Annotated in this window: 27 protein-coding genes; 14 read left to right on the forward strand and 13 right to left on the reverse strand. The window is 35.5% G+C overall.

Annotated features, from left to right (window positions below; translation table 11 throughout):
- Positions 1-98 precede the first annotated feature (98 nt).
- On the reverse strand, positions 99-3,497 hold the full coding sequence (locus LF886_RS18470) for a polysaccharide deacetylase family protein (protein ID WP_236851058.1): 3,399 nt from the start codon (positions 3,495-3,497) through the stop codon (positions 99-101).
- Between the two features lie 89 nt (positions 3,498-3,586).
- Positions 3,587-4,837, reverse strand: a complete 1,251-nt coding sequence (locus tag LF886_RS18475; RefSeq protein ID WP_236851059.1) for a CinA family nicotinamide mononucleotide deamidase-related protein — start codon at positions 4,835-4,837, stop codon at positions 3,587-3,589.
- A gap of 114 nt (positions 4,838-4,951) precedes the next feature.
- Between LF886_RS18475 and LF886_RS18480 the strand changes: the two genes are divergently transcribed.
- The gene (locus LF886_RS18480) at positions 4,952-5,425 is read left to right on the forward strand and encodes a hypothetical protein (protein WP_236851060.1); all 474 of its coding nucleotides are present in this window, start codon (positions 4,952-4,954) and stop codon (positions 5,423-5,425) included.
- Between the two features lie 65 nt (positions 5,426-5,490).
- Here the strand turns inward: LF886_RS18480 and LF886_RS18485 are convergent, their stop codons facing one another.
- The 4 genes from LF886_RS18485 to LF886_RS18500 all read right to left on the reverse strand — a co-directional run bounded on the left by LF886_RS18485 (position 5,491) and on the right by LF886_RS18500 (position 8,066).
- Positions 5,491-6,033, reverse strand: coding sequence for a lipocalin family protein (locus LF886_RS18485; protein ID WP_124530491.1), 543 nt, complete (start codon positions 6,031-6,033; stop codon positions 5,491-5,493).
- A gap of 73 nt (positions 6,034-6,106) precedes the next feature.
- On the reverse strand, positions 6,107-6,841 hold the full coding sequence (locus LF886_RS18490) for a LytR/AlgR family response regulator transcription factor (protein WP_236851061.1): 735 nt from the start codon (positions 6,839-6,841) through the stop codon (positions 6,107-6,109).
- A gap of 98 nt (positions 6,842-6,939) precedes the next feature.
- Positions 6,940-7,356, reverse strand: a complete 417-nt coding sequence (locus tag LF886_RS18495) for a DUF6326 family protein (RefSeq protein WP_236851062.1) — start codon at positions 7,354-7,356, stop codon at positions 6,940-6,942.
- Positions 7,357-7,367: 11 nt separating this feature from the next.
- Positions 7,368-8,066 carry a DUF4386 domain-containing protein gene (locus tag LF886_RS18500; RefSeq protein WP_236851063.1) on the reverse strand — a complete coding sequence of 233 codons (699 nt, stop codon included), beginning with the start codon at positions 8,064-8,066 and terminating at the stop codon, positions 7,368-7,370.
- A 221-nt stretch (positions 8,067-8,287) separates the two neighbouring features.
- On the opposite strand from LF886_RS18500, the gene LF886_RS18505 reads away from it, so the two are divergent.
- Positions 8,288-8,641: a WG repeat-containing protein gene (locus LF886_RS18505; RefSeq protein WP_236851064.1), complete on the forward strand. Its 354-nt coding sequence runs from the start codon at positions 8,288-8,290 to the stop codon at positions 8,639-8,641.
- 50 nt (positions 8,642-8,691) lie between these two features.
- Here the strand turns inward: LF886_RS18505 and LF886_RS18510 are convergent, their stop codons facing one another.
- Complete coding sequence (locus LF886_RS18510; protein ID WP_236851065.1) at positions 8,692-10,485, reverse strand: histidine kinase; 1,794 nt, start codon at positions 10,483-10,485, stop codon at positions 8,692-8,694.
- Positions 10,486-10,616: 131 nt separating this feature from the next.
- Here LF886_RS18510 and LF886_RS18515 point away from each other — a divergent pair, with 131 nt between their 5' ends.
- The 5 genes from LF886_RS18515 (at position 10,617) to LF886_RS18530 (ending at position 15,209) form a co-directional block, all read left to right on the forward strand.
- Positions 10,617-11,546 carry an SIMPL domain-containing protein gene (locus LF886_RS18515; RefSeq protein WP_236851066.1) on the forward strand — a complete coding sequence of 310 codons (930 nt, stop codon included), beginning with the start codon at positions 10,617-10,619 and terminating at the stop codon, positions 11,544-11,546.
- Between the two features lie 238 nt (positions 11,547-11,784).
- Positions 11,785-12,459 carry an SIMPL domain-containing protein gene (locus tag LF886_RS18520; RefSeq protein ID WP_109738797.1) on the forward strand — a complete coding sequence of 225 codons (675 nt, stop codon included), beginning with the start codon at positions 11,785-11,787 and terminating at the stop codon, positions 12,457-12,459.
- 154 nt (positions 12,460-12,613) lie between these two features.
- Positions 12,614-12,748 (forward strand): hypothetical protein, encoded by a 135-nt coding sequence (locus LF886_RS23955; RefSeq protein ID WP_262913030.1) that lies wholly within the window; start codon positions 12,614-12,616, stop codon positions 12,746-12,748.
- Between the two features lie 23 nt (positions 12,749-12,771).
- The gene (locus tag LF886_RS18525) at positions 12,772-14,214 is read left to right on the forward strand and encodes a mucoidy inhibitor MuiA family protein (RefSeq protein ID WP_236854336.1); all 1,443 of its coding nucleotides are present in this window, start codon (positions 12,772-12,774) and stop codon (positions 14,212-14,214) included.
- Between the two features lie 506 nt (positions 14,215-14,720).
- Positions 14,721-15,209, forward strand: a complete 489-nt coding sequence (locus LF886_RS18530; RefSeq protein WP_236851067.1) for a Crp/Fnr family transcriptional regulator — start codon at positions 14,721-14,723, stop codon at positions 15,207-15,209.
- Between the two features lie 30 nt (positions 15,210-15,239).
- Here the strand turns inward: LF886_RS18530 and LF886_RS18535 are convergent, their stop codons facing one another.
- On the reverse strand, positions 15,240-16,397 hold the full coding sequence (locus tag LF886_RS18535; RefSeq protein ID WP_236851068.1) for an NAD(P)/FAD-dependent oxidoreductase: 1,158 nt from the start codon (positions 16,395-16,397) through the stop codon (positions 15,240-15,242).
- A gap of 162 nt (positions 16,398-16,559) precedes the next feature.
- Between LF886_RS18535 and LF886_RS18540 the strand changes: the two genes are divergently transcribed.
- A complete protein-coding gene (locus LF886_RS18540; protein ID WP_236851069.1) occupies positions 16,560-16,940 on the forward strand; it encodes an STAS/SEC14 domain-containing protein in 381 nt (126 codons plus the stop codon).
- 75 nt (positions 16,941-17,015) lie between these two features.
- Here LF886_RS18540 and LF886_RS18545 read toward each other — a convergent pair whose 3' ends face one another.
- Complete coding sequence (locus LF886_RS18545) at positions 17,016-18,218, reverse strand: MFS transporter (protein WP_236851070.1); 1,203 nt, start codon at positions 18,216-18,218, stop codon at positions 17,016-17,018.
- A gap of 181 nt (positions 18,219-18,399) precedes the next feature.
- Between LF886_RS18545 and LF886_RS18550 the strand changes: the two genes are divergently transcribed.
- Positions 18,400-19,299 (forward strand): AraC family transcriptional regulator, encoded by a 900-nt coding sequence (locus LF886_RS18550; RefSeq protein ID WP_236851071.1) that lies wholly within the window; start codon positions 18,400-18,402, stop codon positions 19,297-19,299.
- Between the two features lie 307 nt (positions 19,300-19,606).
- Here LF886_RS18550 and lipA read toward each other — a convergent pair whose 3' ends face one another.
- Entirely contained in the window at positions 19,607-20,473 is an 867-nt protein-coding gene (lipA, locus tag LF886_RS18555) for a lipoyl synthase (protein ID WP_103233544.1), read from the reverse strand.
- Between the two features lie 116 nt (positions 20,474-20,589).
- Here lipA and LF886_RS18560 point away from each other — a divergent pair, with 116 nt between their 5' ends.
- The gene (locus LF886_RS18560; RefSeq protein WP_236851072.1) at positions 20,590-21,222 is read left to right on the forward strand and encodes a hypothetical protein; all 633 of its coding nucleotides are present in this window, start codon (positions 20,590-20,592) and stop codon (positions 21,220-21,222) included.
- Between the two features lie 107 nt (positions 21,223-21,329).
- Here LF886_RS18560 and LF886_RS18565 read toward each other — a convergent pair whose 3' ends face one another.
- The gene (locus LF886_RS18565) at positions 21,330-21,890 is read right to left on the reverse strand and encodes an RNA polymerase sigma factor (RefSeq protein ID WP_103233542.1); all 561 of its coding nucleotides are present in this window, start codon (positions 21,888-21,890) and stop codon (positions 21,330-21,332) included.
- Between the two features lie 199 nt (positions 21,891-22,089).
- On the opposite strand from LF886_RS18565, the gene tyrS reads away from it, so the two are divergent.
- The 3 genes from tyrS (at position 22,090) to LF886_RS18580 (ending at position 24,403) form a co-directional block, all read left to right on the forward strand.
- Positions 22,090-23,385 carry a tyrosine--tRNA ligase gene (gene tyrS / locus LF886_RS18570; RefSeq protein ID WP_236851073.1) on the forward strand — a complete coding sequence of 432 codons (1,296 nt, stop codon included), beginning with the start codon at positions 22,090-22,092 and terminating at the stop codon, positions 23,383-23,385.
- Positions 23,386-24,129: 744 nt separating this feature from the next.
- On the forward strand, positions 24,130-24,273 hold the full coding sequence (locus LF886_RS18575; RefSeq protein ID WP_236851074.1) for a hypothetical protein: 144 nt from the start codon (positions 24,130-24,132) through the stop codon (positions 24,271-24,273).
- Between the two features lie 37 nt (positions 24,274-24,310).
- Positions 24,311-24,403 carry a hypothetical protein gene (locus LF886_RS18580; RefSeq protein WP_236851075.1) on the forward strand — a complete coding sequence of 31 codons (93 nt, stop codon included), beginning with the start codon at positions 24,311-24,313 and terminating at the stop codon, positions 24,401-24,403.
- Between the two features lie 79 nt (positions 24,404-24,482).
- Here the strand turns inward: LF886_RS18580 and LF886_RS18585 are convergent, their stop codons facing one another.
- Both LF886_RS18585 and LF886_RS18590 read right to left on the reverse strand, forming a co-directional pair.
- A complete protein-coding gene (locus tag LF886_RS18585) occupies positions 24,483-24,902 on the reverse strand; it encodes a hypothetical protein (RefSeq protein ID WP_236851076.1) in 420 nt (139 codons plus the stop codon).
- A gap of 328 nt (positions 24,903-25,230) precedes the next feature.
- On the reverse strand, positions 25,231-25,584 hold the full coding sequence (locus LF886_RS18590) for a hypothetical protein (RefSeq protein ID WP_236851077.1): 354 nt from the start codon (positions 25,582-25,584) through the stop codon (positions 25,231-25,233).
- 323 nt (positions 25,585-25,907) lie between these two features.
- Between LF886_RS18590 and LF886_RS18595 the strand changes: the two genes are divergently transcribed.
- Positions 25,908-26,546 (forward strand): alpha/beta hydrolase, encoded by a 639-nt coding sequence (locus tag LF886_RS18595; protein WP_236851078.1) that lies wholly within the window; start codon positions 25,908-25,910, stop codon positions 26,544-26,546.
- The last annotated feature ends 17 nt before the right edge of the window (positions 26,547-26,563 follow it).

Consider the following 26,563-nt stretch of genomic DNA (forward strand, 5'->3'; position numbering starts at 1 on the left):
TAATAAAAATTTACAAAAGATGGAAGATGGAAGAATGAGGATGGAAGTATTGTATGATTTTCATAACTTCCAGCTTCCTCCCCCAGCTTCCCAATGTCTTAAGAAGTGGCTATCTCTTTTACATTTCCAGTTCTTTTCAGGAACCCCCAGGACTGCATTTCGCCTTTCAATGCCTTTCTTAAACTTTTAAACAATACAATATACATCAGCCATCTATACCCGAATCTCTGCGGAATAATATACAACAGATTGATTAATTTCTCCCGCTGCATCATGAACGCAATTAAAGCTAATGAAGCATCCACCAAGAGGAAGATCAGATAATAGGTGAATATTTTGTCTCCGTTTCCGGATAGAATTCCCAAAAACATAATCACATCTGCCAGCGGCGAGAAAAATGGAATAATGTATTGGAATAATAAAATATTCGGCATCGCCCAAAGCCCCAATCCTTTATATTTGGGGTTAAGGAAAGTCTGTCTCTGTTTCCAGAACATCTGCATGATTCCATATGTCCAGCGGAAACGCTGTTTCAAAAACTGGTTCGTGGTTTCCGGAGCTTCAGTAACTGCAACCGCTCTGTTTTCATTAGCAACCGTATACCCTGCTTTTAAAATTTTCACAGTAATATCACAATCTTCTGCTAAAGTATCTGATGAATAGCCTCCAGCCTCAATGATCACAGATTTTTTAAATGCTCCAATAGCTCCTGGAATCACTGTAATGGCATTAATATGGGCATAGGCCAGTCTGTCAAAATTCTGACTTGTTGTGTATTCTATAGCCTGCCATTTGGTGAGCCAATTGACTCTGTTTCCCACTTTCACATTTCCTGCTACAGCGGCAATTTTCTCTTCCGGATCTGCATTTAAGAATCTTGCAATCAGGTATTTTACAGCATCCTGCTCAAGTTTGGTATCTGCATCAATACATACTACATATTCAGCATCCGTTTCCGAGATTCCAAAGTTTAAGGCAGTTGCCTTTCCCCCATTTCTTTTGGTGAAAATTTTCAGTTTCGGATGATTCGGGAACGCCTCCAATGCTTTTTCATACGTAGAATCTTTGCTTCCGTCATCTACCATAATAATGTTAAAATTCGGATAGGTCTGTTTCAGTAAATTCTGTAACGAAGAAATAATATTCACCTCTTCATTATAAGCAGGCACAATAATGGAAACTTTCGGATAAGATTCCAGCACTGGAAATTCTCCTAGTTTTTTCTCTTTTTTTCTTTCTTTAAAAGCCCAGTACGCCATCAGCAATAGTCTGATCAGCCCCAATACAATGAAAATGGTAAATAAAGCAACCAGAAAATGACTTATTCCATAGATCGCTGTAGCTAACACAAGGTTAAGCTGCATGATGTAGTAAGACTTTGTTTTGGGAACTTCAGGCATCAGTTCGCTTCTGCTTTTGTGCAGAATATTCGTCAGGTTCGTAAAATGGTATCCTTGTTTCTGAAGAGTCGGAATAAGGATTTTTAAAGCTTTCACCGTTTCCTCTCTGGTATCTCCACCTGCATCATGAAGGAGAATAATATTTCCTCTCTCATGTTTAATTCCGGCCATTACACGTTTTACAATTTCATCTGCTTTTATTCCAGGCTGCCAGTCTTCGGGGTCTATATTTTCCCCGATATCCAGATAGTTTTGCTGTCTTGCCAATGCTACAGGAATAATCTCTTCTGATGTGGTAGGCTCAGAGTCTGCATTATAGGGCGCTCTGAACAAAATGGTGCTGTGGCCTGTGATACATTCGATCAGCAGTCTTGTCAGTTTCATTTCAAGCAAAGCCCTTTGCGGACTTACTTTTGCTACATTTTCATGAGTAAAGGTGTGATTTCCTATTTCGTGTCCTTCACGGTAGATTCTTTTAACAAGAGGTAGATTCTTTTCTGCATTTAATCCTACCAAAAAGAATGCTGCCGGAACATGATATTTGGATAAAATATCCAGTACCTGCGGAGTGTAGGTTTCATCCGGACCGTCATCAAAAGTGAGGACGAGTTCTTTCTGAGGAGCACTTCCGTATTTTTTCACTTCATAAGAACTTGGATAGGTGATGTAATTTTCATCTGTGATAATTTTCTCTTTTGGATCAATTTCCAGTGCAATTTTTCCATCATGGGGGGTATTCAGAACATCCAGTACTTCTCCGTCTCCGATATAATCCACCATGGTCTGCCCTTTTACATTTTCCAGTGTTTTCAAATTCAATTTGGAAAGGCCTGCCCCCGTAAGGTCTTTATCATAAAAATTCCAGATTCTGCTGTCTTCACTTCCCAGTCTCCAGAGTGCAGTTCCAGCCAATGGATATTCTGATGAGAAACGCATCGTATTAAAAATAGAGGCGGCATCATTGAAAAATACCGTATGGGTAAGATTTTTAGAATCGGTGTAGGAATAATTTAAATTAAAAGTATTGTCATTAAAGTCAATTACAGCTTTACTTGCACTCGCTTTTGTAATCGCCTGCATGTAGGTAACCGAAGTATTGTCATCTTTATTGGAACTCCAATCATATCCATAAGCACCCAGCCCAAGAATGATTTTTTGAGGAGAGATTTGTTTTACAATTTTACCCGTCTGTTCTTCTATCCATTTTTGGGAAGAAACCGGACCGGCATCACTTCCTGCAGAATATTCATCATAAGCCATCAGCACAAAGTAATCTACATAAGGATTCAATCTTGGGATATTGTAATCATCATTATCCGTCATAATATCCATTGTCACCAACAGCTGATTCTGCTTGAACGTCTCTGAAAGCTCTTTCATAAAGGCAATCAGATTTTCATCAGAATTCAGATTCATATCTTCAAAGTCAATATTAATTCCTTTAAAGTGGTATTTTTTACATTGTTGGGTGATCTTTTGAATCAGATGGGTTCTTTTCTGCGGATCGTTAAGAACTTTTACCAGCCCTTCTGAGCGGAATTGCCGGTCAGAGTTATTACTCAGCATTGGCATGGCAGCAATTCCTGTTCTTTTGATCACTTTATATCCTTCAGGATCTACATTGGTTTTCAGATCTCCTGTTTTAGGATCAAGGAAAAACCATTCAGGAAAAACCAGATTGATGTGTCTGATGTTTCTTTTCAGAGACATCAGAGACTGGGCATCCCAAGCCACATAAAATGCAGACCGGATTCCTCCCGGAAACTGAGCCCAGTTTCGGTTCTGATTTTTATATCTTTCTGCTCTTGCCTTCTCAATTTTGTCAAGGCTGGTATGGATTGTTTTTTCAGAAATAAAGCTTCTGAACCCTTTATATTCTTTAGAAATTTTATTCTCCTGAAGGTAAGGTTTGTTGGCTGTAATGACAGCTTTATAATCTTCTTTAAAAGGAATTTTAGGACTTCTGTCCAGAGTCATCATCAGACCTAAAGCAAGCAGAAGCAGTATTCCTATAAAAATAAAAACACGGCTTCCCCATTGTACGCTTTTCCAACGCTTTTTGCTGCTGGTCTGAAAAATCTGTTTGGAATTTTCCACGATTTTTGAAATTTATTGAAGGGCGCTCAAAAAGTGTGAAAAACTATACTAAAATTAATTAAAAAAAAATTAAAAAGTATGAATTGCATTTATCTGTCGATAAGAAGGCTTACCAAATCCTGAATCACTTTTTGGGAAACAAAATTCATAAAATCTACTCTTTCCAGGTGGGGCATGTATAATTTGGAGGTTGTCTCCTCATCATTAATTCTTATGGTGTAATAAACTGTTCCAATATCGTTACCATCCTCTCCTTTTCCAGGACCGGCAACACCCGTCGTAGAAAGGGAAATATGAGTCTCAAACAATTCCTGACATCCTTTTGCCATTTCCTGAGCCACCTGCTCGCTTACCACGGTAAACTGATCTACGGTTTCTCTGGAAACATTTAAAATTTTAATCTTTCTTTCGGTAGCATACGGCACTATTCCGCCAAGGAAATATTTTGAACTACCGGAAACTGAAGTGATCATTTTTGCCAGCTCTCCTCCAGTACAGCTTTCTGCAGTAGAAATCGTTAATTTTCTTTCGGTAAGCATTTCTGCCAGAATATTTTCGATTTTATCTTCAGATACGGCAATCACATGACCTTCTACCAGAGGAAGCAGTTTCTGGATTTCCTCTTCTGTTATCTTTTTCAGCTCTTCTTCATGATCGCCAGAAGCTGTCAGACGAAGCTTTACACGGGTTCCCACCGGAAGATAAGACAAAGCAATATTTTCAGGAAGTGCCAGTTCCCAATCTTCAATGGTGTCTGCAAGAATACTCTCAGGAATTCCTACTACAGAAACAATTCTGGTATGTATATAATGAAGTTTGAATCTTTGCTGTAAATAAGGAATAATCTGATCTTTGATAAGCGGTTTTACCTCGTAAGGAACACCTGGAAGGCTGTAACACAGTTTTCCGTCAAGTTCCATCATCATACATGGTGCCGTTCCATAATGATTCTGAAAAACAATGGATTTGGTAGGAACAAAGGCCTGTTCTTTATTTCTTTCCAGAATATCGGCTCGTCCTCTTCTTTCCATATAACCCTTAAGGTGATTGAAAGTGACCTCATCCAGGGCAATTTCATCATTGAAAAACTCTGCCAGGGCTTTTTTGGTTTTATCATCTCTCGTTGGTCCCAATCCTCCTGTTGTAATGACTAAGTCTCCTCCTTCAAGAGCAGTACTCAGTGTATTTTTAATAGTTTCAATTTCGTCTGAGATCGTAAGAATCTGAGTCACTTTGATTCCTATATTTTTAAGTTCAGCAGCAATAAAATTAGAATTGGTATCTACCGTGTTTCCGGAAAGGATTTCATCCCCGATAGTAATCAGAACAGCTTTTTCCATATGTTTTTTTGTTGAAAAAAATTCTCTGCAAATGACGGAAATTTCTGTGGCCGCGGCAATATAAATTGATTTTTTCTATTTTTGCCGAAATTATCTAAAACTACAATACGAATTATGTCTAAATATGATGATGCTTCATGGCATTATGGTGGTGATTTTCCCGAAGAACTTCCTCAGAAAAACGGAGCAACCCATACAGGAATGTTCCTGAACTGGTGCATTCACAACAATATGATTTCTGATGAACTGAAAGAAGATAACGAAGAAGAAATTGAAAAGTTAAAAAGAAGAGAAATCACTGGTGCAGACTTTATTATGGATTCTTGTGACGGAAAATTCTCTGAATATGATCTGAATGAGCTTGGAAATCTTTTTGCAAAGGATTACTATGCAGACGATACCGATTTCGGAAACAGATCCAGTTCATTTGCTGATGATTACGTTAATATTTTTGATGCTAAAGCAGAGGAAAACGACTATCAGTATGAAACTTTCTATCACATAGAAGATACCTATGAAAACTATGATCTGATGAAGCAGGTGATTGATCATCGTTTTGAGGAATGGAAAGAGTATATTAAAAACTAAACAGCAAAAGGGTAAAATCATAGAAACCTATGTTAGCTTTTCTGTGATTTTGCCCTTTAACTTTTTTATTGATTATGCTTCACCCAGATAAGTTCATCCGTATTATAACCGATTTTTCTTGCTTTCTGAATGAAACGCTGACGGATACTTTCAGGAATAGTAGTGGTTCTGGACAGAATCCAAAGATATTTTAAGCTGCTTCCTGCCACCAAAGCATATTGATAATCTTCATCAATATCAATGACATTATAACCGGCCCAGATAGGTTTAAAAAATGAAACTTTCAGGCGGGCTTCCGTAGGATCTTTTACAAATTTCGCTTCACCAATAGATTCATTCCATACTTTTTTACTATAATCGTAGCCTTTATTTTTAACCTGAATGGTTCCATCAGGGTTTTCTGAATATTCTGCAGTGACATTATCCATATTTTTTTCGAATCTGTAATCGAAACGGGCCATCTCGTACCATCTGCCAAGATATTTTTTACTATCAAAATTCTTTACAGCCGATGCCCCTCTGGGAATTCTCACAGAATATGAATTGAAAATGATAAGACCTAATGCTCCCAATGAAACGGGAAGGATAATTTTATGAATGGTTTTCATGACTGGAATATTTGTGTGATTAGGGTGAAAACGTCAAAAATAATGCCTTTAAGCTGTTAAGGAACAATAAATTCTATGAAAAAACCTTCAGGAAATTATCTTTAAAGCTTCCTGAAACCTCAATTTCAGTGTCGTCAGACAACATTACCGTTCCGCTTTTATGATAGGATTTTACAAAACCTGTATTGATAATATGGGAGCGATGAACTCTTACAAAAGGGTTTTCCAAAAGATCATCAAAGTGTTTTAGAAAACGGCAAACCATTTTCTTTGAACCATCGGTAAGATACACCTGTGTAAAGTTTCCATCAGCCTGAAGTCTTACAATATCTTCGGTCTTTACCACATCAAATCCCTGTAAAGTAGGAAGAATGAGCTGCTGTTTTTCGGGTTTTAATTTCAGGTTTTCAAGGAGAACTTTATTCCGGTTGAGTTCATCTTTTTTCTCAAGACTTTCTGCTACTTTGTTGACTGCCAGAATGAGTTCCTGAATATCAATAGGTTTTAAAATATAATAACTTGCTGATTTATTTAAAGCCTGTAAAGAGTATTGTGAAAATGCAGTAATGAAAATGGTTTCATAGGAAAAATCTTTGGTTGCTTCCAGAACATCAAAAGCGTTTCCAAAAGGCATTTCTACATCCAGAAAAACCAATTGAGGCTGCATTTCGGCAATTAACGGAACGGCATCTTTAATGTTTTCAGCTTCACCAAGAATCTCCACCTGCGGGCAGTATTTGGTAAGATAGCTTCGTAAAACTTCTCTTGCTATGAGTTCATCATCTACAATGACAGCTTTTATTTTCATTCAGGTTAGATATTAGGTGGCAAATAATAGGTTTCAGGTGCAAATTAGGAATATTTAGCCAACCCTACAATCTTAGCATATCTACGTTTCTGTAAAGCCTATACTTTTTTCCAGCTCCAGGCATATTTGACGATCAATATTGTAATAATGCATTCTACTATGGCTAGAAAGGTATAAAACAGATACCAGTCTGAGAAGGAAGTAACCCCGATAAATAACATGACCAGAGTAAAAAATGATCCAAAGATGATATTAAGAATCCTGTTGAATGCAGGTTTTAGGATCAGAGAAAGAAACACCATTACAGCAGGAATCGCCAAAACGACTGAAGCAAGAAATAATTTCGGAGGGGAATCTAATAAATGGGTTCCTTCCACAAGCCCCTGTGTCTTTCCGGGAGTATACAGCTCAAAATAATCCCCGTACAGATAGCATAAAGTAACCGAAGCCCAAAGACCGGCAAGTATGATTTTTACATTGACCTGTATATCTTCAAATTTTGTAGAATTGTTCATGGTTTCTATTTTTAATGTTGATTTACTTTTTTATTTCTTACCCCAACCACCAGCAGCCACAAACAGGTTCCTATCTCTCCTATCGTAGCAAATAATGTGATATACTTTGATATTGAATACTCCGAAAAATGAGGAACCGTCGTTCTTCCCAAAACGTTAATCACATATCCCACACAACCGAGCATTAAAAAAACACCTAAAATTTTGGGCAAAAATCCGGATCTGTACACAAGATAACCAAAGGGAAAAAGCCATAAGCCCCAAAAAACCTGAGCGATTAAGATTCCTTTGTTATAGTTGCTCAGCAACATCATCATTTGAGCCTGCAGCTGCTTTACATCAAAGACTTTTAGATAATCTGTTCCTTCAATAATGGTAAGGACAGAAAATTTGCTTTGCAGATTGATAAAGGAAATAGGGATACTGATAAGAGCTAGAATGACCATCAGTTTTGCATAATTTCCATTCACATCTTTCAACAGTTGATACAAAGCCAAAGGAAGTAAAGTAAAAGCGATATAACAGATGATACTGCTGGCTATACTTAGTCTGAACAATTGTACTGAAGAAGAAATATTTTGAAAGGTCAAGGTAGGGTTTTCCCAGACAATCAGTTTTGATGGAACGTACATTAAACTGAAAAATCCGGTTATTATAACAATGAGATAAAAAAATCCCGCGAGTCTGGCTTTTTTACTGGTAGTAGTCATTTTGGGTTACGTTTTTATCTTTAAGACAATTTCTGTTTCAAAATGGTTACAGGATTTTTCAGGTGGCAGGTGGCAGATAGAAGGTAAAAGGTGTTATAAAAGTAAATTTTTCGGTGTTTACAGGACTTTAATAAAATTAATGCAGGATTAAATAATTACTATTTTTTTATTAATTTAGGCTTTACTAAAAACTATAATCATTTAAACCCAACAAAAACAACATGAAATCAAAATTTCTTATCCTAATCTGTATGACTATTTTCAGTCTTTCTTTTTCACAAATAAAAATGTCGGAAAGAGAAGATATCAGCAAGATCAATAAAAACTGGAGACTGACAAAAACCAATTCCAGAACCTATGGGATTTCGGATAAAAGCGGGAAAGTTATCGTGCAGCCGGTATATTCAAAGATTAATACGTTTGGTGAATATGCAGAAGATCTGGCGCTGGTAAAAAATATAACGGGAACTTATGGTTTTATCAACCGTTCAGGAGCTGAAGTCATTCCGGCTTATTATGAACTGGAGGAGATTAAAACCAACTTTTCAGCTTTGAAGAAAAAGTATATTAAATAAATGAATTTAATTACCAATTTATAAACGAAATGCATTAACCTTAGCTAAGGTTAATGCATTTTAATTTTTATAGTAACCAAAACTCCGTTGGTATTTTCTTTATCTTTTGCAGAACAGGTAATATCTTTTTTGTACAAATCGTTGAGCAGCTGAATTCTTTCCAGGGTATTCTTCATCCCTCTACCCTCTCTGGTCTTTTGATGATGGGTTTTCTGCCTTTTGCTTTCTTCGATTCCTATTCCGTTGTCTTCGATGAGAATTTTCAGATCAGATCCATTCTTTTCAAAGCTTAATTTTAAAAGCCCTTTTTCTGTTCTGTAGCGGAGTCCGTGCCAGATTGCATTTTCCAAAAACGGCTGTATCAGCATTCCCGGAATCTGCAGATTCTGCATATTGAGATCTTCATCTACTTCAATTTCATAATCGAATTTATCAGCAAAACGGGTCTTTTCCAGAGCCAGATAGTTTTGAAGAAGATCAAGCTCCTGCTGGAAAGGTATAAAATCCTCTGTGGAATTTTCCATCACCCCACGCATCAGTTTTGAGAATTTCGTCAGATACTGATTGGCTTCCAGTTCGTTATTGGTCGCGATAAAGTGATTGACACTATTCAAACTGTTAAAGATAAAATGCGGATTCATCTCCCTGCGAAGCGACTGAAGAGCAATTTTCTTATTTTTCGTCTGAACTTTCTTCAGTGTTCTGAAAATAAAAATAATCAATCCAGTAAGCAGAATAAGAGCTCCAACCAAGCTATAATTGAAGACATCCTTTTTTCTGATAAGCTCGTCTTTCAGCTCCTTTTCTTTTTCCAGCTGTGAAATTCGCTGTTCGGTATCTTCCAGAATTTTATTATCGATCAGACTTCTATCTTTAGAAACGAGATTCGGGAGTTTTCCCAGGAAATCTCTGTACAGCTGAACTGAAGCATCAATATTTCCTGAAATTGCATAAAGGCTGTCCAGCTTTTTTACACTTCTCTGAGCTTCCAGCGTATGTCCTTTGTCTAAAGCAATTCCGTAGGCATTTCTCAGCAAATCCACCGCTTCTTTCGGATCATTTTTTTTAATATAAATATCCGCCAGTTCCTGAATCTGATTGACTTTTTCCTGTGAATTATCTTTTACAAAATCTTCTTTCAGAACCTTTTTTTTAGCTTCAATAGCTTTATCATAATTTTTGTTCTCAACGTAAAGATCAGCCAACTTTTGATTGATTGCCAATGCTTGTTGAGGAGCTTCTTTTTTAGAAATTTTATAGGCTGTATTCAGGTTTTCTTCGGCACTGGAAACATCTTTCTGCTTTAGATTAACATCAGCCAATTGACTATAGCTTTCCGCAAGATCGCCTTGTTCATTTTCTTTTTTACTCAGATTAATATTATTCTGAATCGCTTCGGCCCTAAGCTCTGGTGTGGGAGAAGAAAGTCTCGTAACGTCATTAGAATTGACTGCTTTACTTTTTTCACTGTATCCCATTTGCGCTACCCTGCTGTAGTTACTGATGGCGGGGGTTATTTTGTTCTGTTTTTCCTGTGACTGAGCCAATCTTCGGGTTGCTTTTTCAATATTAGGCTTGTCATTCAGTTTTTCATACAAATTTTTGGCTTTTGTGTAATATTCTTCACTTTTGGGAAAATTTCCGCCATTGAAAAATGTTTCGCCAATACTATAATAAGAATCGGCCTGGGCGGGTTCATTCTTAGTATCAATTGCTTTTTTCAGTTTCTTTGTTTCTACCTGAACTTCTTCCACAGCAGCACTGCTATTATTCGTGGTTTGGGAATGTATTATATTTCCCAGGAACACCAATAAAAAGATTGTAAAGAGTTTAAGCATTTTCATAAAACAAAGATATACATATATATAGTCTGCTCAAAAACTATTCACCAGGTGAAATTCCCCTTCCACCAAGTTTACCCATTGATAATGTGACCCTAAGATTAAGTTTGCGTCATAATTCAAATTTAAAAATCATGAAAAAACTAACATTTACATTTTTATTCTTCATCATTGTTTCATTCTTACAATTTTCAAAAGCACAGGTCGGAGGAAACCAGATCTACAAAGACAAAAATAATTACGACTATTCCCCTCCTCAGAAGCTACTTGAATATAACAACACCAACAGTTATTTCACCAACGATTCTACATTGATTGTGAGTGTAAAAGTATTGATGAACAAAACTGCAGACCGTTACAAACTTACACTGGGTTTGAATGAAGAGGCTCCCACTCCCAAAATTGCCATTGAAAATATCAACAGAAGGATTAATGGTTTTATAAAAAGGATATCATCAATGGGAATCAAAAGCGATGATATTTTTGTGGATTTTATATCACAAACTAAAATCTATGATTACAATATTAATAAAGAAGCACAGGTTGCCACTCAGAAAATGGACGGTTTTGAAACCAAGAAAAACATCATTATTACGGTAAACAAACACGCTATGATTGAAAAACTGATCTCCGAGGCTTCAGATTTCCAGATTTATGATGTTATTAAAGTAGAGTATATCAACAATGATATTGATAAAATCCAGGAAAACCTTCTCAAGGAAGCGTATGCTGTTTTTGATAAAAAGAAGGAAAATTACTTTAGCCTGTTTAAAAAGGAAATTATTGGAAACCCTATTGCTACTTCAGGTTTTACGTATGCCTTTCCTAAAAACCAATACCAGAATTATGTGGCTTTTGAAAGTGCCAATGTTACCTATGGATATGACAGCAGATATGTCAAAAAGGAAGAAAGGAAATCAAGGACTTTTTATTATGACGGTACAGATTATACCGGTTTTGATAAAGTGATCAATAATGCTGATCCTGAAGTGGGCATACAATATATCATGAACCTCAGTGTAAAATATGATCTGAAGAAAAACAAAGAGAAAACAAAGCGTTAAGAAATTGAATAGATTAAGTAGAATTAAGCCTCTTGATTCTGCTTATATATAAAAGAAGCCTCTCTTCATAATCTTAATAGCTTAAAGGATCTTAATGGTTCAAAATAACATTTTTCGGAACAATTTTTCTTTTTCCACAGGCTCACCAAGTGAAAGCTCCATTTCACCAAGTCTCCCAATTTCCAGTATCTGATGTGCGTAATTTTACATCAGAATTTAAAATCAAAAACAGGAAATTATGAAATTGAAACATTTTTTATTAATCGGAATTTTAACTCTTGGAAGCTTTGTAAATGCTCAGGAAGTAAAGAAGAACGCAATTGAAGTAACAGGCGTTGCCGAAATGGAAGTAGAACCGGATGAAATTATCTTCAGCGTCGGAATAAAAGCAGATAACAAAAATGATCTGGCTGATAATGAGAAGAAGTTATTTGAAACCTTAAAGAATGCCGGGGTAAAGAACGAGGATATCAAGTTCAAGTCGATGTACCAGAATATCTATTCTAAAACTGCTAAGTTTTCAAAGAACTATCAGTTTAAGGCCAGTACAAAATCAAGTCTTAGTAAAATTTTTGAAGATTTGAACCAAAAATGGGTAACCAGTCTGAACATCGCAGAGGTAAAAAGTACTAAAATTGCAGATTTCAGAAAAGCAGTGAAGATCAACGCTTTGAAAGCCGCTAAAGAAAAAGCAGATTACTTGCTGGAAAGTATGGGTAAAAAGACAGGAAGTGTCCTTGAAATTGTAGAAATAGAAGACTACACCAGCGATATGATTATGCCGGCCGCTTATAAAGGCAGAATGAACAGTGTACAATTGGAAATGGCTGATGCCCCGGTAGATTATTCTTTTGATAATATTGAAAACATCAAGCTGAAATACAGCATCAAAACACGATACGAAATCCTTTAAAAATAACAGATTTAAAAAGACAGTTCCTTTGGGAGCTGTTTTTTATTTTTTACCTGTGACAAACTCACCAAGTCAAACCACCATTTCACCAAGTTTCCCGATTTTCAGCCTTAAATAGGGATAATTTTACTTTAGAAATTTAAAATAATAAACGATGAAACGTTATCTTTTAATATTAATTACATTTTCTGTTTCCTTTATCAAAGCACAGGAAATCAAAAAAGAAATTGAAGTAAAACAGGCCACCGTATTTCTTCAGGGGCAAAGGTTTTTGGAACTACCAATGTAAGCCTTCAGAAAGGCAGAAATACAATAAGAATCGTCAATCTCCCCAATAATCTGGACGAGAATACGTACAAAATCAATCTTGAAAAAAATACAACACTTCTTTCCATTACTCCTCAAAATAATTTTTTGAAAAATGATGAATTGTCAGACAATGAAAAGAAACTTGAAACAGAGACCAAAAAACTTCAAAGACAAGTCAGCCTTCTGAATATTCAGATCAAAAACCTGACAGGGGAACAACGTATCATTAATGATAATTTGAAAGTGTCTACTAACGATAAATCTACTCCGCAGGAACAGCTTATTAAACTTACTGAGTTTTATAGAAAACGAATGCTGGAAATCGATAATCAGATATTTCTCCTGGACGAGCAGAAAACAGTTCTGGATGAAAGCATTGCAAAGCTCAACAACCAGTCTGCTGAAGAGCAAACTCATAAAAATACCAACCGCAGAGAACTTTTGCTTGAAATTCTTGCAGACAGTGAAACGAACCTGAATCTTGGGGTAAGCTACATCGTTTCCGATGCCGGATGGGTTCCTTCCTACGACTTGCGGGCTCAGTCTGTAAAAAAACCTCTTGAAATGGTTTATAAAGGTAAAATTTATCAGAAAACAGGACAGGACTGGAAAAATATAAAGTTGTTTGTTTCTACTTATAGACCATCATACAATCAGGACAGACCTATTTTATCTCCGCTGTATGTAGCTGAATATACGTCATACAATTCCCAGATGGAAGTAGCAGCCTATAAGGTTAAAAAGGAAACTTCAGCGGCTAATGCGTATCAGATGAGAGAAGACATCGCCGCAAAACCAAGTCAGATTCCTATTGCTTCAGTTTCTGACAGCCAGATGAATGTGATCTATGAGCTGAATTATAACCAGACTATTGTAAGCCAGGAAAAGGAACAGTATGTTATTCTGGATAAAAAACAGATTGATGCCACTTACAAATACCACACGGTTCCGAAACTTAATAATCAGGTATTCCTGATGGCTTTTGTAAAGAACTGGCAGAACCTCAACCTTATCAATGGAGAAGCTAATATTTATTTTGAGGATAATTATATCGGAAAAACGAATATTACCAGCAATTATGTGAAAGACGAATTCCCAATTTCTCTTGGAGTAGATGAAAGAATTACGGTAAAAAGAATCAAGCTTGAAGATAAAACGTCTCAAAAGGCTATGAATTCAAACAAATGGGAAACAGAGTCTTATCAGATCAGCATCAGAAATAATACAAAAGAAAGTATTGAGCTGGAGGTTCTTGATCAGCTTCCGATCAGCGAAAATTCTAAGATCCTGGTAAAAACACTGAACCTTGGTGATGGAAGCCTTGATGATAAAACAGGCAGCATCCTTTGGAACAAGAACATCGGTTCAGGAAGTTCAGAGAAGATCACATTCTCCTATGAAGTAAAGTATCCGAAAGAGATGCAGATCCAGTATTACAGCAGATAATGTAAAAGAATATTTTCATAAAAGGTACAAAGACTCCGGCAAATTGTCGGAGTCTTTGTATTAATAATATGATCTCCAAAATTTTGTTTTATTTGCTTAAAAACCGCCTCATGTGAAGCGGTTAAAACACATTATAAATCTGGTCATAATTAAAAATGCCAGATAAAAAACTTAATGAAAAAAAAGATTGTAATTATTTACTGCTATTTATAATAACAAATATATTTAAACTTGTTAATAAAAAGCAGATAAAGTGAAGTTTCAAGTGTTTATTAACAAAGGATAATTAATTTTTAGCATAGGTTAATAAATAGAAAACAGCCATAAATATTAATAAAAAAACATCTTATTTTATCATTTTTTGTGATTTATTAGACATAAATATTGGATAAACTCATAAATTAGTAGTACAAAAACAACAAATGATAAAATCCAACGAATTCACTAAAATCTATTTCGAGCAAAATGATTTTCTCGAGGATAGAGATCGAGAAAAGTTACTTGAAATGGTTCAATTTGTAACCTTCCCAATAAATAAAATTGTACTGCATCGGGGAGAACAAATAGGCCATGTGGGAATTGTGATCACTGGTCTGATACGGGTTTATGATAAAACTGTTTGGTTTATTTATGAAAACCAACCTTATGGTTCAATAGATGTACTCGTTCATCAGACTCCTGCTACACTAACTCATGAAACATTAGAAGAAACTACAATGTTTTTACTTGATTATTTTAAGCTAGAACAGGCAATTAAAGACTATCCTAATATAGGAAGACTTCTTTTAATGTATTGGAAAAGTACAGCAATGGATATGTATAAAAACTTTTATTCTTTTGTAAGTTTAACTCCCGAAGAAAGATATTTACAATTGCTTGATCAGGACGCTAAATTAATTTTACGGGTAAAATCTAAAGATCTGGCCACCTATCTGGGAATGCATCCGGTATCGTTGAGTAGACTGAAAAAAAGATACTTTATTCAGAATAAATAGCCTTCATCAAAAGAAAAAGAGACTTAATTACTATCGTTTAAATTTAAAATATCTTGATAATGGATGTTTTTTGTTCTTCATAAACAAAGAAGCCATTTTCATCCCTGTTGCTGAAAAAGTAATCCCGTTTCCTCCAAAACCTAATACAAAATAGGAATTTTTGAATTTTTCATGGGTACCAATATAGGGAAGTCCGTCTTTGGTTTCTCCAAAAGTTCCGGCCCAGACAAAATCTGTATAAAAGGGATAATCAGGTTTTATTTTCTTTAGATTTTTAAGAATCTCTTTTTCTTTTTTATTGAGGAGGGCGTCCCGTTTTTCAGCGTTATAAAAGTCTTCGTCTCCTCCTCCGATAAGAATCCTTCCGTCATCGGTAGTCCGCATGTAGAGATAAGGATCATCAGTATTCCAGACCAATGTACTGCTGATATTTTTAAACTTGTCCTTGTCTATTTCAGAAACAACCGCATAGGTGCTTTTTAAATTAACGAAGTGTTCTTTCAGCAGATTTTTACTTTCATAACCAATGCAGTAAATGATCTTTTTTGCTTTGATCTGAAATCCGCTGTCTACCGTCACCAGATTAAACCCTTTATGCTCCTCCACTTTTACCATTTCGGTCTTATCAAAGATCTTCAATCCTTTTCTTACATTATGCATAAAAAGTTCATGAGCAAACTGAAAGGCATCAATACTAGCCCCTTGTTTTGACAAAATACCGCCATAGGTATTCTCAAATTCAAACTGTTCCAAAATCTTGTCTGATTCCAGCCATTGTACTTCAAATCCGTTTTCTTTTCTCGCTTTATATTCTTTCTTCAGCCAATCAACATCTTTCTTTTTTGAAGCAAAATACAAGGATTTCTTTCGTTTAAAACCTGCGTCCGATCTGATCAGTTTTGAAACCTTTTCTATCAAGTCAATCGCATCACTGCAAGCTTTATAACTTAAAACAGCACCCTTTTCACCTATTTTTCCTATCAGTTCATAGAGAGGAACATCTATTTCATATTGCAGCATTGAAGTCGTAGCAGAGGTGCTTCCATTGCAAAGTTCCCGTTTATCAATAAGAATCGTATCATAGCCGTCTTCTATCATCTGATGGGCAATAAGACTCCCTGTGATCCCGCCTCCTACAATAAGAACTTCACATTCTTCATTTGATTTTAGAGACGGATAGGATTTCATTAATCCGTTTTTTAAAAGCCAAAAAGGTTCATTCGATTTGAGATTCATATTAATATTTTACACTAAAAACAACAATATTTATACCTTTTTTAACAATATCCCATCAAATTATGGTGTAGTTATTGTTAGTTTTTAAAATCAAACCACCAAAAAATATTCATTATGATAACAATTATTCCAGAAGCCCCGGAGAATGTTGCGGCATTCAGTGCAACGGGAGAAGTAACGAAAGAGGATTTTGAAAAACTTGTAATTCCGCGCGTAAAAGAGAAGGTAGAGCAGTTTGGTGAGCTGAATTATTTATTGTATTTGGATACCGATCTGGATAATTTTACCATGGGCGCATGGCTTGAAGATTTGCTGTTAGGATTAAAAAACCTTACCAATTGGAATCGTTCAGCCATTGTTACGGATAAAGAAGGTATACGTAATTTTACCAGTATTTTCAGTGTTCTGATGCCGGGAGAATTTAAATCTTTCCCGAAAGAAAACTTATACAATGCCCTCTACTGGTGCAAAAACGGAGATGAAGTAGAGGTATAAAATTTATTTGATACAAAAGAGCCTGTTTTCAGTGAGAAACAGGCTCTTTTTTTATTTTAAAGAATGTCAACTTTCTTATTTGTCACATGACACACATTCGGCAGCAACTTCTTGTTCTTTTTGAGCTCCCGAGCCATACAAATAGATATATCTTACACTTACAATCACTCCTATAAAGGTCATCCCCACTCCTACCAATGATGGATATTTGAATGAATACCCGTATTCTAAAGGAATTCCTCCCAGGAAAGCTCCCATCGCGTTAGCAATATTAAAACCTGCCTGCATAAAAGCAGCTGCCATCATTTCGCTTTTTGGAGCGGCTTTCATCATCATAATGTTGATGGGTGATGCAATCGACATGGATAAAGCACCACACATAAATGTCAGTATAAGAGCAATATTCTGATGTTCTGCCAGGAAGAAAACTCCTCCCAAAGAAATCATCATCAGGAAGATCAGCAGAGCACAGGTTTTTTCAGGTCCCAATTTGTCTGAAACAATACCTCCAACCAGATTTCCAACTACCATTCCGGCTCCGGCAAGAACCATAACATATGCCATCTGACTGCTTTTAATTCCGGCAACCACCGTCATTAAAGGGGTAATATAGCTCAACCATGTGAAAAGTCCTCCAAACCCAATCGCCGTAATGGCAAGTACCAGCCACGACTGTTTGTTTTTAAGGAACTTCAATTCTTCCATGAAGTGGGTATTTTGGTTGGATTCCATTGCAGGAAGCCACAGTTTTAAAAATAAAATAGCGAAGAGACCGATGACCGCTACGATAGCAAAGTAAAACCTCCAGTGGAAAGTATGCCCAATATAAGTGACCAGAGGAACCATAGCAAGGTTGGCGACCGTAAGCCCGGTAAACATCATGGATATATAAAATGCTTCTTTTCCTTTTCCGGCCATTCTTGAGGCTACCACCGTTCCTACTCCAAAGAACGCTCCGTGAGGAAGCCCAGACAGGAATCTTATCGCCAGCATACTGTTGTATCCCGGAGCAATAGCGGAAAGTCCATTAAATATGGTAAAAAGGATCATAAAAGCCATCAAAACTTTTTTCGGGGGAAATTTTACAGAATACCCAATCAGGATAGGTGCTCCGATAACTACTCCCATCGCATACGCAGAAATTAAATGTCCTGCCTGCGGGATCGTGATCTGTAACGTTTTTGCAATATCCGGCAACAGTCCCATTACGGTAAATTCCGTAGTTCCTATTCCCAAACCACCGATGGCTAGTGGTATTATTCTTTTATCAATCTTCATTGTATCTAAATCTTTTTTCTGAATTAATTTCTTTCAATATAAGAGTGTATCAGCATCTCAAATTGAAAGTGCAAAAATCGAAAGAAAGTTTGAATTTCACACCTCTTTGAATGATAAAAATTTGCTCCATATTAACCTTTTTATTTAATTTTATATTCATAAACAATCAAATCAGAACAAAATGAAAATCCAGAAAGAAATTATTGAATTTGAAAAGGGGAAATCATTCAAGCTATTTGCTCCTTCTCTGAAAAACTGTTTTTTCTGGCATTATCATCCGGAAATTGAGTTGGTATATGTAGAAGCGGTGAATGGAATCCGGCACGTTGGGAAAAACATTTCCGGCTTTACAGACAGTGATCTTCTATTGATTGGCTCTAATGTACCTCATCTTAATTTTGATTACGGTATTCAGACCGAATGTAAACAGCTGGTGTTGCAGATGCGGGAAAGTTTCCTTCAGGATATTATTCTTCCTGTTCCTGAATTTGAGAATATTAAAGCGCTTTTGGAACGTTCCTATCTTGGCTTGTCATTTTCAGGGGAAACCAAAAATACAGTGGTTGAAAAACTTCAGGTGATTAAAGACAAAAACTCCTTTGAATCTTTAATGGGGCTGATTGATATACTACAAATCCTCGCCGATTCAACCGAAGTAAAAGAACTCAATAAAGAAGACACCCGGATTAAATGGTTTTTGAATGATAAAATCAGAATGGGAACCATCTACGACTATATTCACCAAAACTACGACCAAAAGCCTAATGTGAATGAAGTGGCAAAAGTTGTGAGTCTGAGTACTCCTGCTTTCTGCCGTTATTTTAAAAAGCAGACCAATATGACCTTCACTGATTTTGTGAATAATTACAGGATCAATCAAGCTAAAATATTCCTGCTGAAAGATTATTCTGTGACAGAGGTTTGTTTTCAGGTGGGTTTTGAAAGCCTTTCTTATTTTAATAAATTATTCAAACAGCATACGGGAGAAACTCCTTCCGAATTCAAGAAAAAACATTTCAGACCTATTGAAGTCAATGGACGGATTGGGGTAATTACTAAGGAAACAGCTTGTAATAAATAGGATGAATTTGTAGTGTGTACAAAATAATGCTGCACTTTAGGTTTCGGCTAAAGCCAAATTATTTTTAATCCTATTATAAGCGGACTAAAGTCCACTTCTATTGATGTAATATATATTGTAATACTTTATAACCACCCCGTCAAAAATTCTTTGAATTTTTGCCACCCCTCCAAAGGAGGGGAATGATGGCAGATACTTATGACAACTAGAGGTCTTCATTTCTAGCAGCACCTAATTCCTGCAACCTGCTACCTAATCCCTACACCCTAAAAAACAAAAAACCGTTCATTTCTGAACGGTCTGTATTTTAATGAATATGTTTTTCTGCGTGGTAAGAACTTCTTACAAGAGGCGAACTTTCAACGTGTCTGAAACCTAAACTTCTTGCAAAATCTCCAAACTCATCAAACTCTTCCGGAGTGATGAATTTTTTTACAGGAAGATGTTTTTTAGTCGGCTGTAAATATTGTCCCATAGTAATAACATCTACGTTAGCATTTCTGATATCTTCGATGGTTTGGAAAACTTCATCTTTGGTTTCACCCAATCCCAGCATTACTCCAGTTTTTGTTCTTCTTTGTCCTGCTTCTTTCAGATATCTCAAAACTTCAAGACTTCTTTCGTATTTAGCCTGGATTCTCACTTCTCTTGTCAAACGTTTTACGGTTTCCATATTATGAGAAATCACTTCCGGAGCTACGTCTACTAATCTGTCTAGATGTTTTGTAAGTCCCTGGAAATCCGGAATCAGAGTTTCCATGGTCGTTCCCGGAGAAATTCTTCTTACAGCATTTACTGTTTCTCCCCAAAGAATAGATCCCATATCTTTCAGATCATCACGGTCTACAGAAGTAAGGACGGCATGTTTGATCTTCATTAATTTGATTGATCTTGCTACTTTTTCAGGTTCATCCCAGTTTACATCCAGCGGTTTTCCTGTTTTTACGCCACAGAATCCACAGCTTCTTGTACAGATATTTCCTAAAATCATGAAAGTGGCTGTACCTTCACCCCAGCATTCTCCCATGTTCGGGCAGCTTCCGCTTTGGCAAATGGTATTTAATTTATATTTATCAACCAAAGTTCTCAGCTCTCTGTAATTCTTTCCGGTAGGAAGTTTTACGCGGATCCATTTTGGTTTTTGAACGGTAGTGTCTTGAACTAAATTTTCCATTTCTAAAATTGAAGTTCAAAGTTAAGGATTTTTTAATGGAAACCATCAACCGGAAATATTGATGAAACTAATAATTCAAAATTTCATTTGTATATTTAGGTCTTCAAAATATCTTTATGAGAAAAACATTCTGCCTTTTGTTTGCAGCATCCGGAATATTCTGTCTGGCTCAAAAACAATTTCAGCCAGCAGGTTCTACTATCCTCGAAACGGTAGATGGAGATCTTGATGGGGATAAAATTCCTGAAAAAGTAATGATATACACGACAAAAGATGAGGGCGAACTGGGAAAAATCCGTGAAATTCAAATTTTGAAAAAAGTGAACGGAAAATGGACCGTCCTGGAAAAATCAAGAAACGCTGTTATGGAAAGCAGTGCGGGAGGTATGATGGGAGATCCTTATCAAAGCACTGGAATTGAAAAAGGGATCCTAACAATTATACAAGCCGGAGGAAGCAGCTGGAAATGGGATGTTACAGATAAATATAGATTTCAGAACGGACATTTTGAGTTAATAGGAACCTCTACCTCTTCTGGAAGGCCCGGAGATTACTGGAAAGATATAGATTTCAATCTTTCTACAGGACAACTGAACTATACAAAAGAAGTAGAAAATACAGCTGAGTATGGAAAATCATTAAAGGAAACTTATATTCAGAAAGGATTAAAAATTAATCTTCAAAACAGGAATCAGGAAAAACAACGAAAAATCATACTTCCGAAAACAAAGGAGGAGGTTTATTTCTAATTAATGTCTTCTAAATTTAAGTTTTGGCTGAAGCCAATTGTAAATTTGAATTTCCAGTAAACAGGCTAAAGCCCATTTCTATTGAATACCATTAACTTATCTGAAGTTTAATTATCATCAAACTCGTTATTCTTCAAGAGTTCGGCTAAGACTTTTTTGGCACGCATTACCCGTACTTTGGTATTGGCAACGGAGATTCCCAGCTCTTCAGCAATTTCTTTGATGCTCTTTTCTTCAAAAAACCTCAATTTGATGATGTCCTGATAATTGGCATCCAGGGATTCTATGGTTTTGATGATTTTCTTTTGTTCTTCTTGAGAAATCAGAAGTTCTTCAGGAGATTTTGCATATTGATTTTTAACCTCATCTAAGTTTTCAACGGCATCTTCATTGTCGCGGTTCTTCTTTCTCCAGAAATCGATTACTGTATTTTGGGCAATAGTGAGTACCCAGGTTTTAAACTGAAAATGAGGATCGAACATATCCAACTTCGACAATACTTTTGAAAAAACATTCACGGTGATTTCATCGGCATCATTTTCATCTCTCACCTTTTTCATCACAAAAGAGAAAACGTCCACCCAAAAAACATTAATGAGTTTAGTCTGGGCCTTCTGGTCTTTATCTTTGGCCTTCTGTATGAGCAGGAATAGCTGTTCGTCGTTCATTAATAACAAATATAGATTATTTGGGGTGAAAAAGCAAAGGGATAAAAAGGTTCCGCCATTCTATTTTCAAAGTGACCGGCTGGAAAGTTTTTATGATATTCTTATTTTACATTCCTACCCTATCGTCCTTTCGCTTTTTTACCCTTAATCTTTCTGAATTTACTATCTTTGCAACTTAAAATTTTAAAGTTAAAAATCAATGAATTCCTTTATAGAAGAACTTAAATGGCGTGGTCTGTTTGCCGATATGATGCCAGGAACCGATGAACAACTGAATAAAGAGGTAACTACTGCATATATTGGTTTTGATCCTACTGCCGATTCTTTACATATCGGAAGTCTTATCCAGATTAAGATTCTAGCTCACTTCCAGCAGCACGGGCACAAACCGATTGCTTTGGTAGGAGGTGCTACAGGAATGATCGGAGATCCATCCGGGAAATCTTCTGAAAGAAATCTTCTGGATGAGGAAACTCTTCTACACTATGTTGATTGTTTAAAGAACCAGCTTTCAAAATTCTTAAATTTTGATGGAAATGAGCCTAACAAAGCTGAGTTGGTGAACAACTATGACTGGATGAAGAACATTTCTTTTCTTGATTTTGCTAAGAATGTCGGAAAGAATATCACCGTCAATTATATGATGGCTAAAGATTCAGTAAAGAAAAGACTTTCCGGAGACGCAGGTGTTGACGGAATGAGTTTTACCGAATTTACCTATCAGTTAATTCAGGGATATGATTTTCTTCACTTATACCAAAATAACAATGTAAGGCTACAGATGGGAGGTTCTGACCAGTGGGGAAATATCACTACAGGAACAGAATTGATCCGTAGAAAAGCTCAGGGTGAAGCTTTTGCATTAACAGTTCCTTTGATCACAAAAGCTGATGGTTCCAAATTCGGAAAGTCTGAAAGCGGGGAAAACTATTGGCTTGATAAAAAGAAAACATCTCCTTATAAATTCTACCAGTTCTGGCTGAATGCTACTGATGATGATGCCGAAAGGTTCATCAAGTTCTACACTTTCTTAGGAAAAGAAGAAATTGAAGCATTAATTACAGAGCACAAAACAGCGCCACACGAAAGAAAATTACAAAAGAAGTTTGCGGAAGAAGTAACGATTTGGGTACACGGAAAAGAAGAATATGAAAAAGCTCTGAAAGCTTCTGAAATTCTTTTCGGACGTTCTACAGCAGAAGATCTTGTAAGCCTTGATGAGGAAACTTTCCTTGAAGTTTTTGACGGAGTTCCTCAAAAAGAAATTGTAAGAACGGATGTTTTAGCAGTAAATATTGTTGATCTTCTTTCTGAAAAATCAGGGTTCTTAAAATCTAAGAGCGAAGCACAAAGAGAAATCAAAGGAAACTCAATCTCTGTGAACAAACAAAAAGTAAATGATACTTTTACAGCCAATGAAACGGATCTTATCGACGGTAAGTTTTTGTTACTTCAAAAAGGTAAGAAAAGCTACTTTATTGTAAAGGTAAATTAACATCTTATAATATATAAAAAAGCAAAAAAGTAATCCTGGAAATCAGGATTACTTTTTTTTTATAATAGATGCATTATTTAATTTAATTTTCTTCAATACCTTTCCTCCGATTTGTAATCCTTTCCTTTTTTTAAATTAGTATTAAGTTCATAACGAGTTTCAGCGTTAGGAATCAGCCCTAAATCTTTTACTTCTTTTATCAAAACACCATCTACATAAATTAACACTTTTATTTGTACCATTTACTTTTGCCTTAATATGCATAGGTATACCCATTTATGCTTTCCCGGAACTGCTATACTTGTTTCAGAGAATTCACCACTCGCCCATGTAGTGCCACTAATTCCATTAATAGATATATTCTTTGTTTCTCCCGAATATAGAATAGAAATCTGAAATAAACTTTGTGTTATTTATAAAATTCATTAAAAATATATTTACATAAACACACACACCTAATTAGTAAACATTATAGAATATTAAAAACACAAAACACGATTATAATCACGTTTTGTAATATAACTAAAGCCGTGAAACATATTCACAGCTCGGTTTAGAAAGCTATTATTTTTAAAACTCACAGTCATTACTGACACAAAATAAAGGCTTTAATAAAAATATAGAAAATACAACCAAAAGTATGGGGATTCCAAAATCTGAAAAACAGGGTCAACTATTTGAAAGGGAAAATGGAAATACATTGTGATCATCAGGAAACAGCAATTAATATAAAACTTAAGATTCATGGAGAATGAAAAAATAAATATCGTCATCAAAGGAGCTCTTTCCGGAGATATTGTTTTCTCAATGAAACAAAACAGATCATTAGCCATCTTTCTTAAAATGACATGTAGATTCCCCGGCTCACAAACAGGAAAAAACGAGTAATATAATTGCTGAAGAGTTGTTTCTGAGCGTTCTTACTGTGGACATTCACCGTAGGAATCTGCTTCAGAAATTTCAGACAAAAAACTCCACAGAGTTTATTAACTGGCCTTTACAGCAACAGATGATTTAAGAATAAACACCAAATTAAAAACTGTTCTTCATAGTAAGTATTACACTGATAATCAGAGCTATTTAATTTTACAAGTATTTTATTTGAATTTGATATTATATTTTGCGGTAACTTCAAGGTTTTTACCTGTACACACCTCTTCTTTTTTCAAAACTCCATCTACATAAATCTGAACTTTTAAGGTAGAAGATTCATTAAATCCTATTGCTTTTACAGTTGCGTTTTTGATATGATTAATAACTTCGCCTACAGATAATTCTTCTGTATGAATATATTCTGGACTTATCCAAATGTTACCTTCAAAAGTACTTTCATTAGTTGCACCATCACCATTATCAACAACATATGTAATATTTGATCCTGCAGATACTTCTGCTTTAAACATTATTTTATGGTATACATCATATTCCTCTTCACCAAAGAAATTACTAAGGAGAATATTCCTATGATTTTCAGAAATATTTTTTTCTATTTTATCATTTAGCATAGCATCGTTCATTTAAATTATCCAAGCTATTGTATTAATTTTTGCCTCTCAAAAACCTATAGATTATAATACGTTTCCATTTCGTGAAGTCTTATCTTTTTGATTTTGCAATCTTATTAAGATATTTCCATTAGTGCAAAAAAACAGCTATTACATAGGTATTACAGAAGCTTAACCACTGTGTATCAATCACTAAACCTTCTTAATAAATTAAAATTTCAAATATGTTATACTTTAACTGTAATTAGTCGGAGCTATGCAATACTTGTATAATATATATAGAATAAAAAAATCCGTCTCATAACTGAGACGGATTCTTTATATCAATAATTAAATAATTTTATGGCTCTAAGAAACTGTAATCGATAGAAGCAACTAATACACCTTTACCTTTTTTCTTCACAGTTCTTGCAACTTCTCCATCTATGTAAAGATTGATAGTCAATTCGGAGTTGTCATCCGGCATTGACGCGTTGGCATCAAGATTCAGCTGTGCCTGGCTAGAATTTACAAAGAATTCTCCACTTGTCCAAGGCGAAGTTACAGGTGATTGCGGAGTATTGTATATAGTATTTTGCGCTGTACCAACCTGTGTTACAACACTTATAATATTTCCTCCGGCAGTTGTCTTCACTTCGAATTGAACCACATGATCCTTAAATTCCTCATCGTCATCTTTTTTACAAGAATTCACGACGGTAATTATAGAAAATAATAAAACGAATAAAAAAGAAAGTCTAAGTAAACTTTTTGAATTGTAAAATTGCTTCATTTCTCCAAATAGATTTTTTAATGTTTCAAATATAAGTTTTTTATTAATATAAAAATAACTTTTATGAAAATTTTCCAACAAAAAATTACAAATAATATCAAATCAATAAAAAGGAAAACTATTCTCAAAATTCAAAAATATACCTCAAAGAATCAATCATTAAACATACAGCATTATAGTGATGAAGTTCGTTGTACGAATAATAAAAGTTAAAATTCTGAAGGTAAATTAAGTATATTTGCTGTATGAATTTAGATTATCTAGTAAGAGAACCGGAAACGATTACACCAAGCACCCCTATTCTTTTTATGCTTCATGGCTATGGCAGTAATGAGCAGGATCTTTTCAGTTTCAGAGAAACTCTTCCTAATGACTGGATCATTGTAAGTTTCAGAGCTCCACGTGATACTCAGTTTGAAGGATATTCCTGGTATGATATTAATTTCAACGATCCAGAAAACTTTATTGATGTCCCTCAGGCGAAGGAATCTTTACATGCAGCACTGGAAAGTATATTAAAGATCATCAACCATTATGGATTGACGGAAAGTAAGGCTCATCTGTGTGGCTTCAGCCAGGGAGGAATATTGTGTTATGCTTTGGCTTTGAAACATCCTGAGCTTTTCAATTATGTTGCCTGTCTAAGCAGTTATCCTGAAGATAAAATTTTGGATGGTATTGTAAAAGATAAAAAGAAACTGGAAGGACTTCGTTTCTTCATTTCTCATGGTACTGATGATGCTGTAATCCCACTTGAATGGGGAAGAAAAGCAGCAGACCTTCTTTATGACCTTAGCTGTTACTTCACATTCAGAGAATATATGAGCGGACATGGTGTCAATCAAAAGAATTATATGGATCTGATGGAATTTTTCTCCAAATAAAAAGAATTCAATTTAAA

It is taken from the genome of Chryseobacterium sp. MEBOG07 (assembly GCF_021869745.1).
Taxonomy (GTDB): Bacteria; Bacteroidota; Bacteroidia; order Flavobacteriales; family Weeksellaceae; genus Chryseobacterium; species Chryseobacterium viscerum.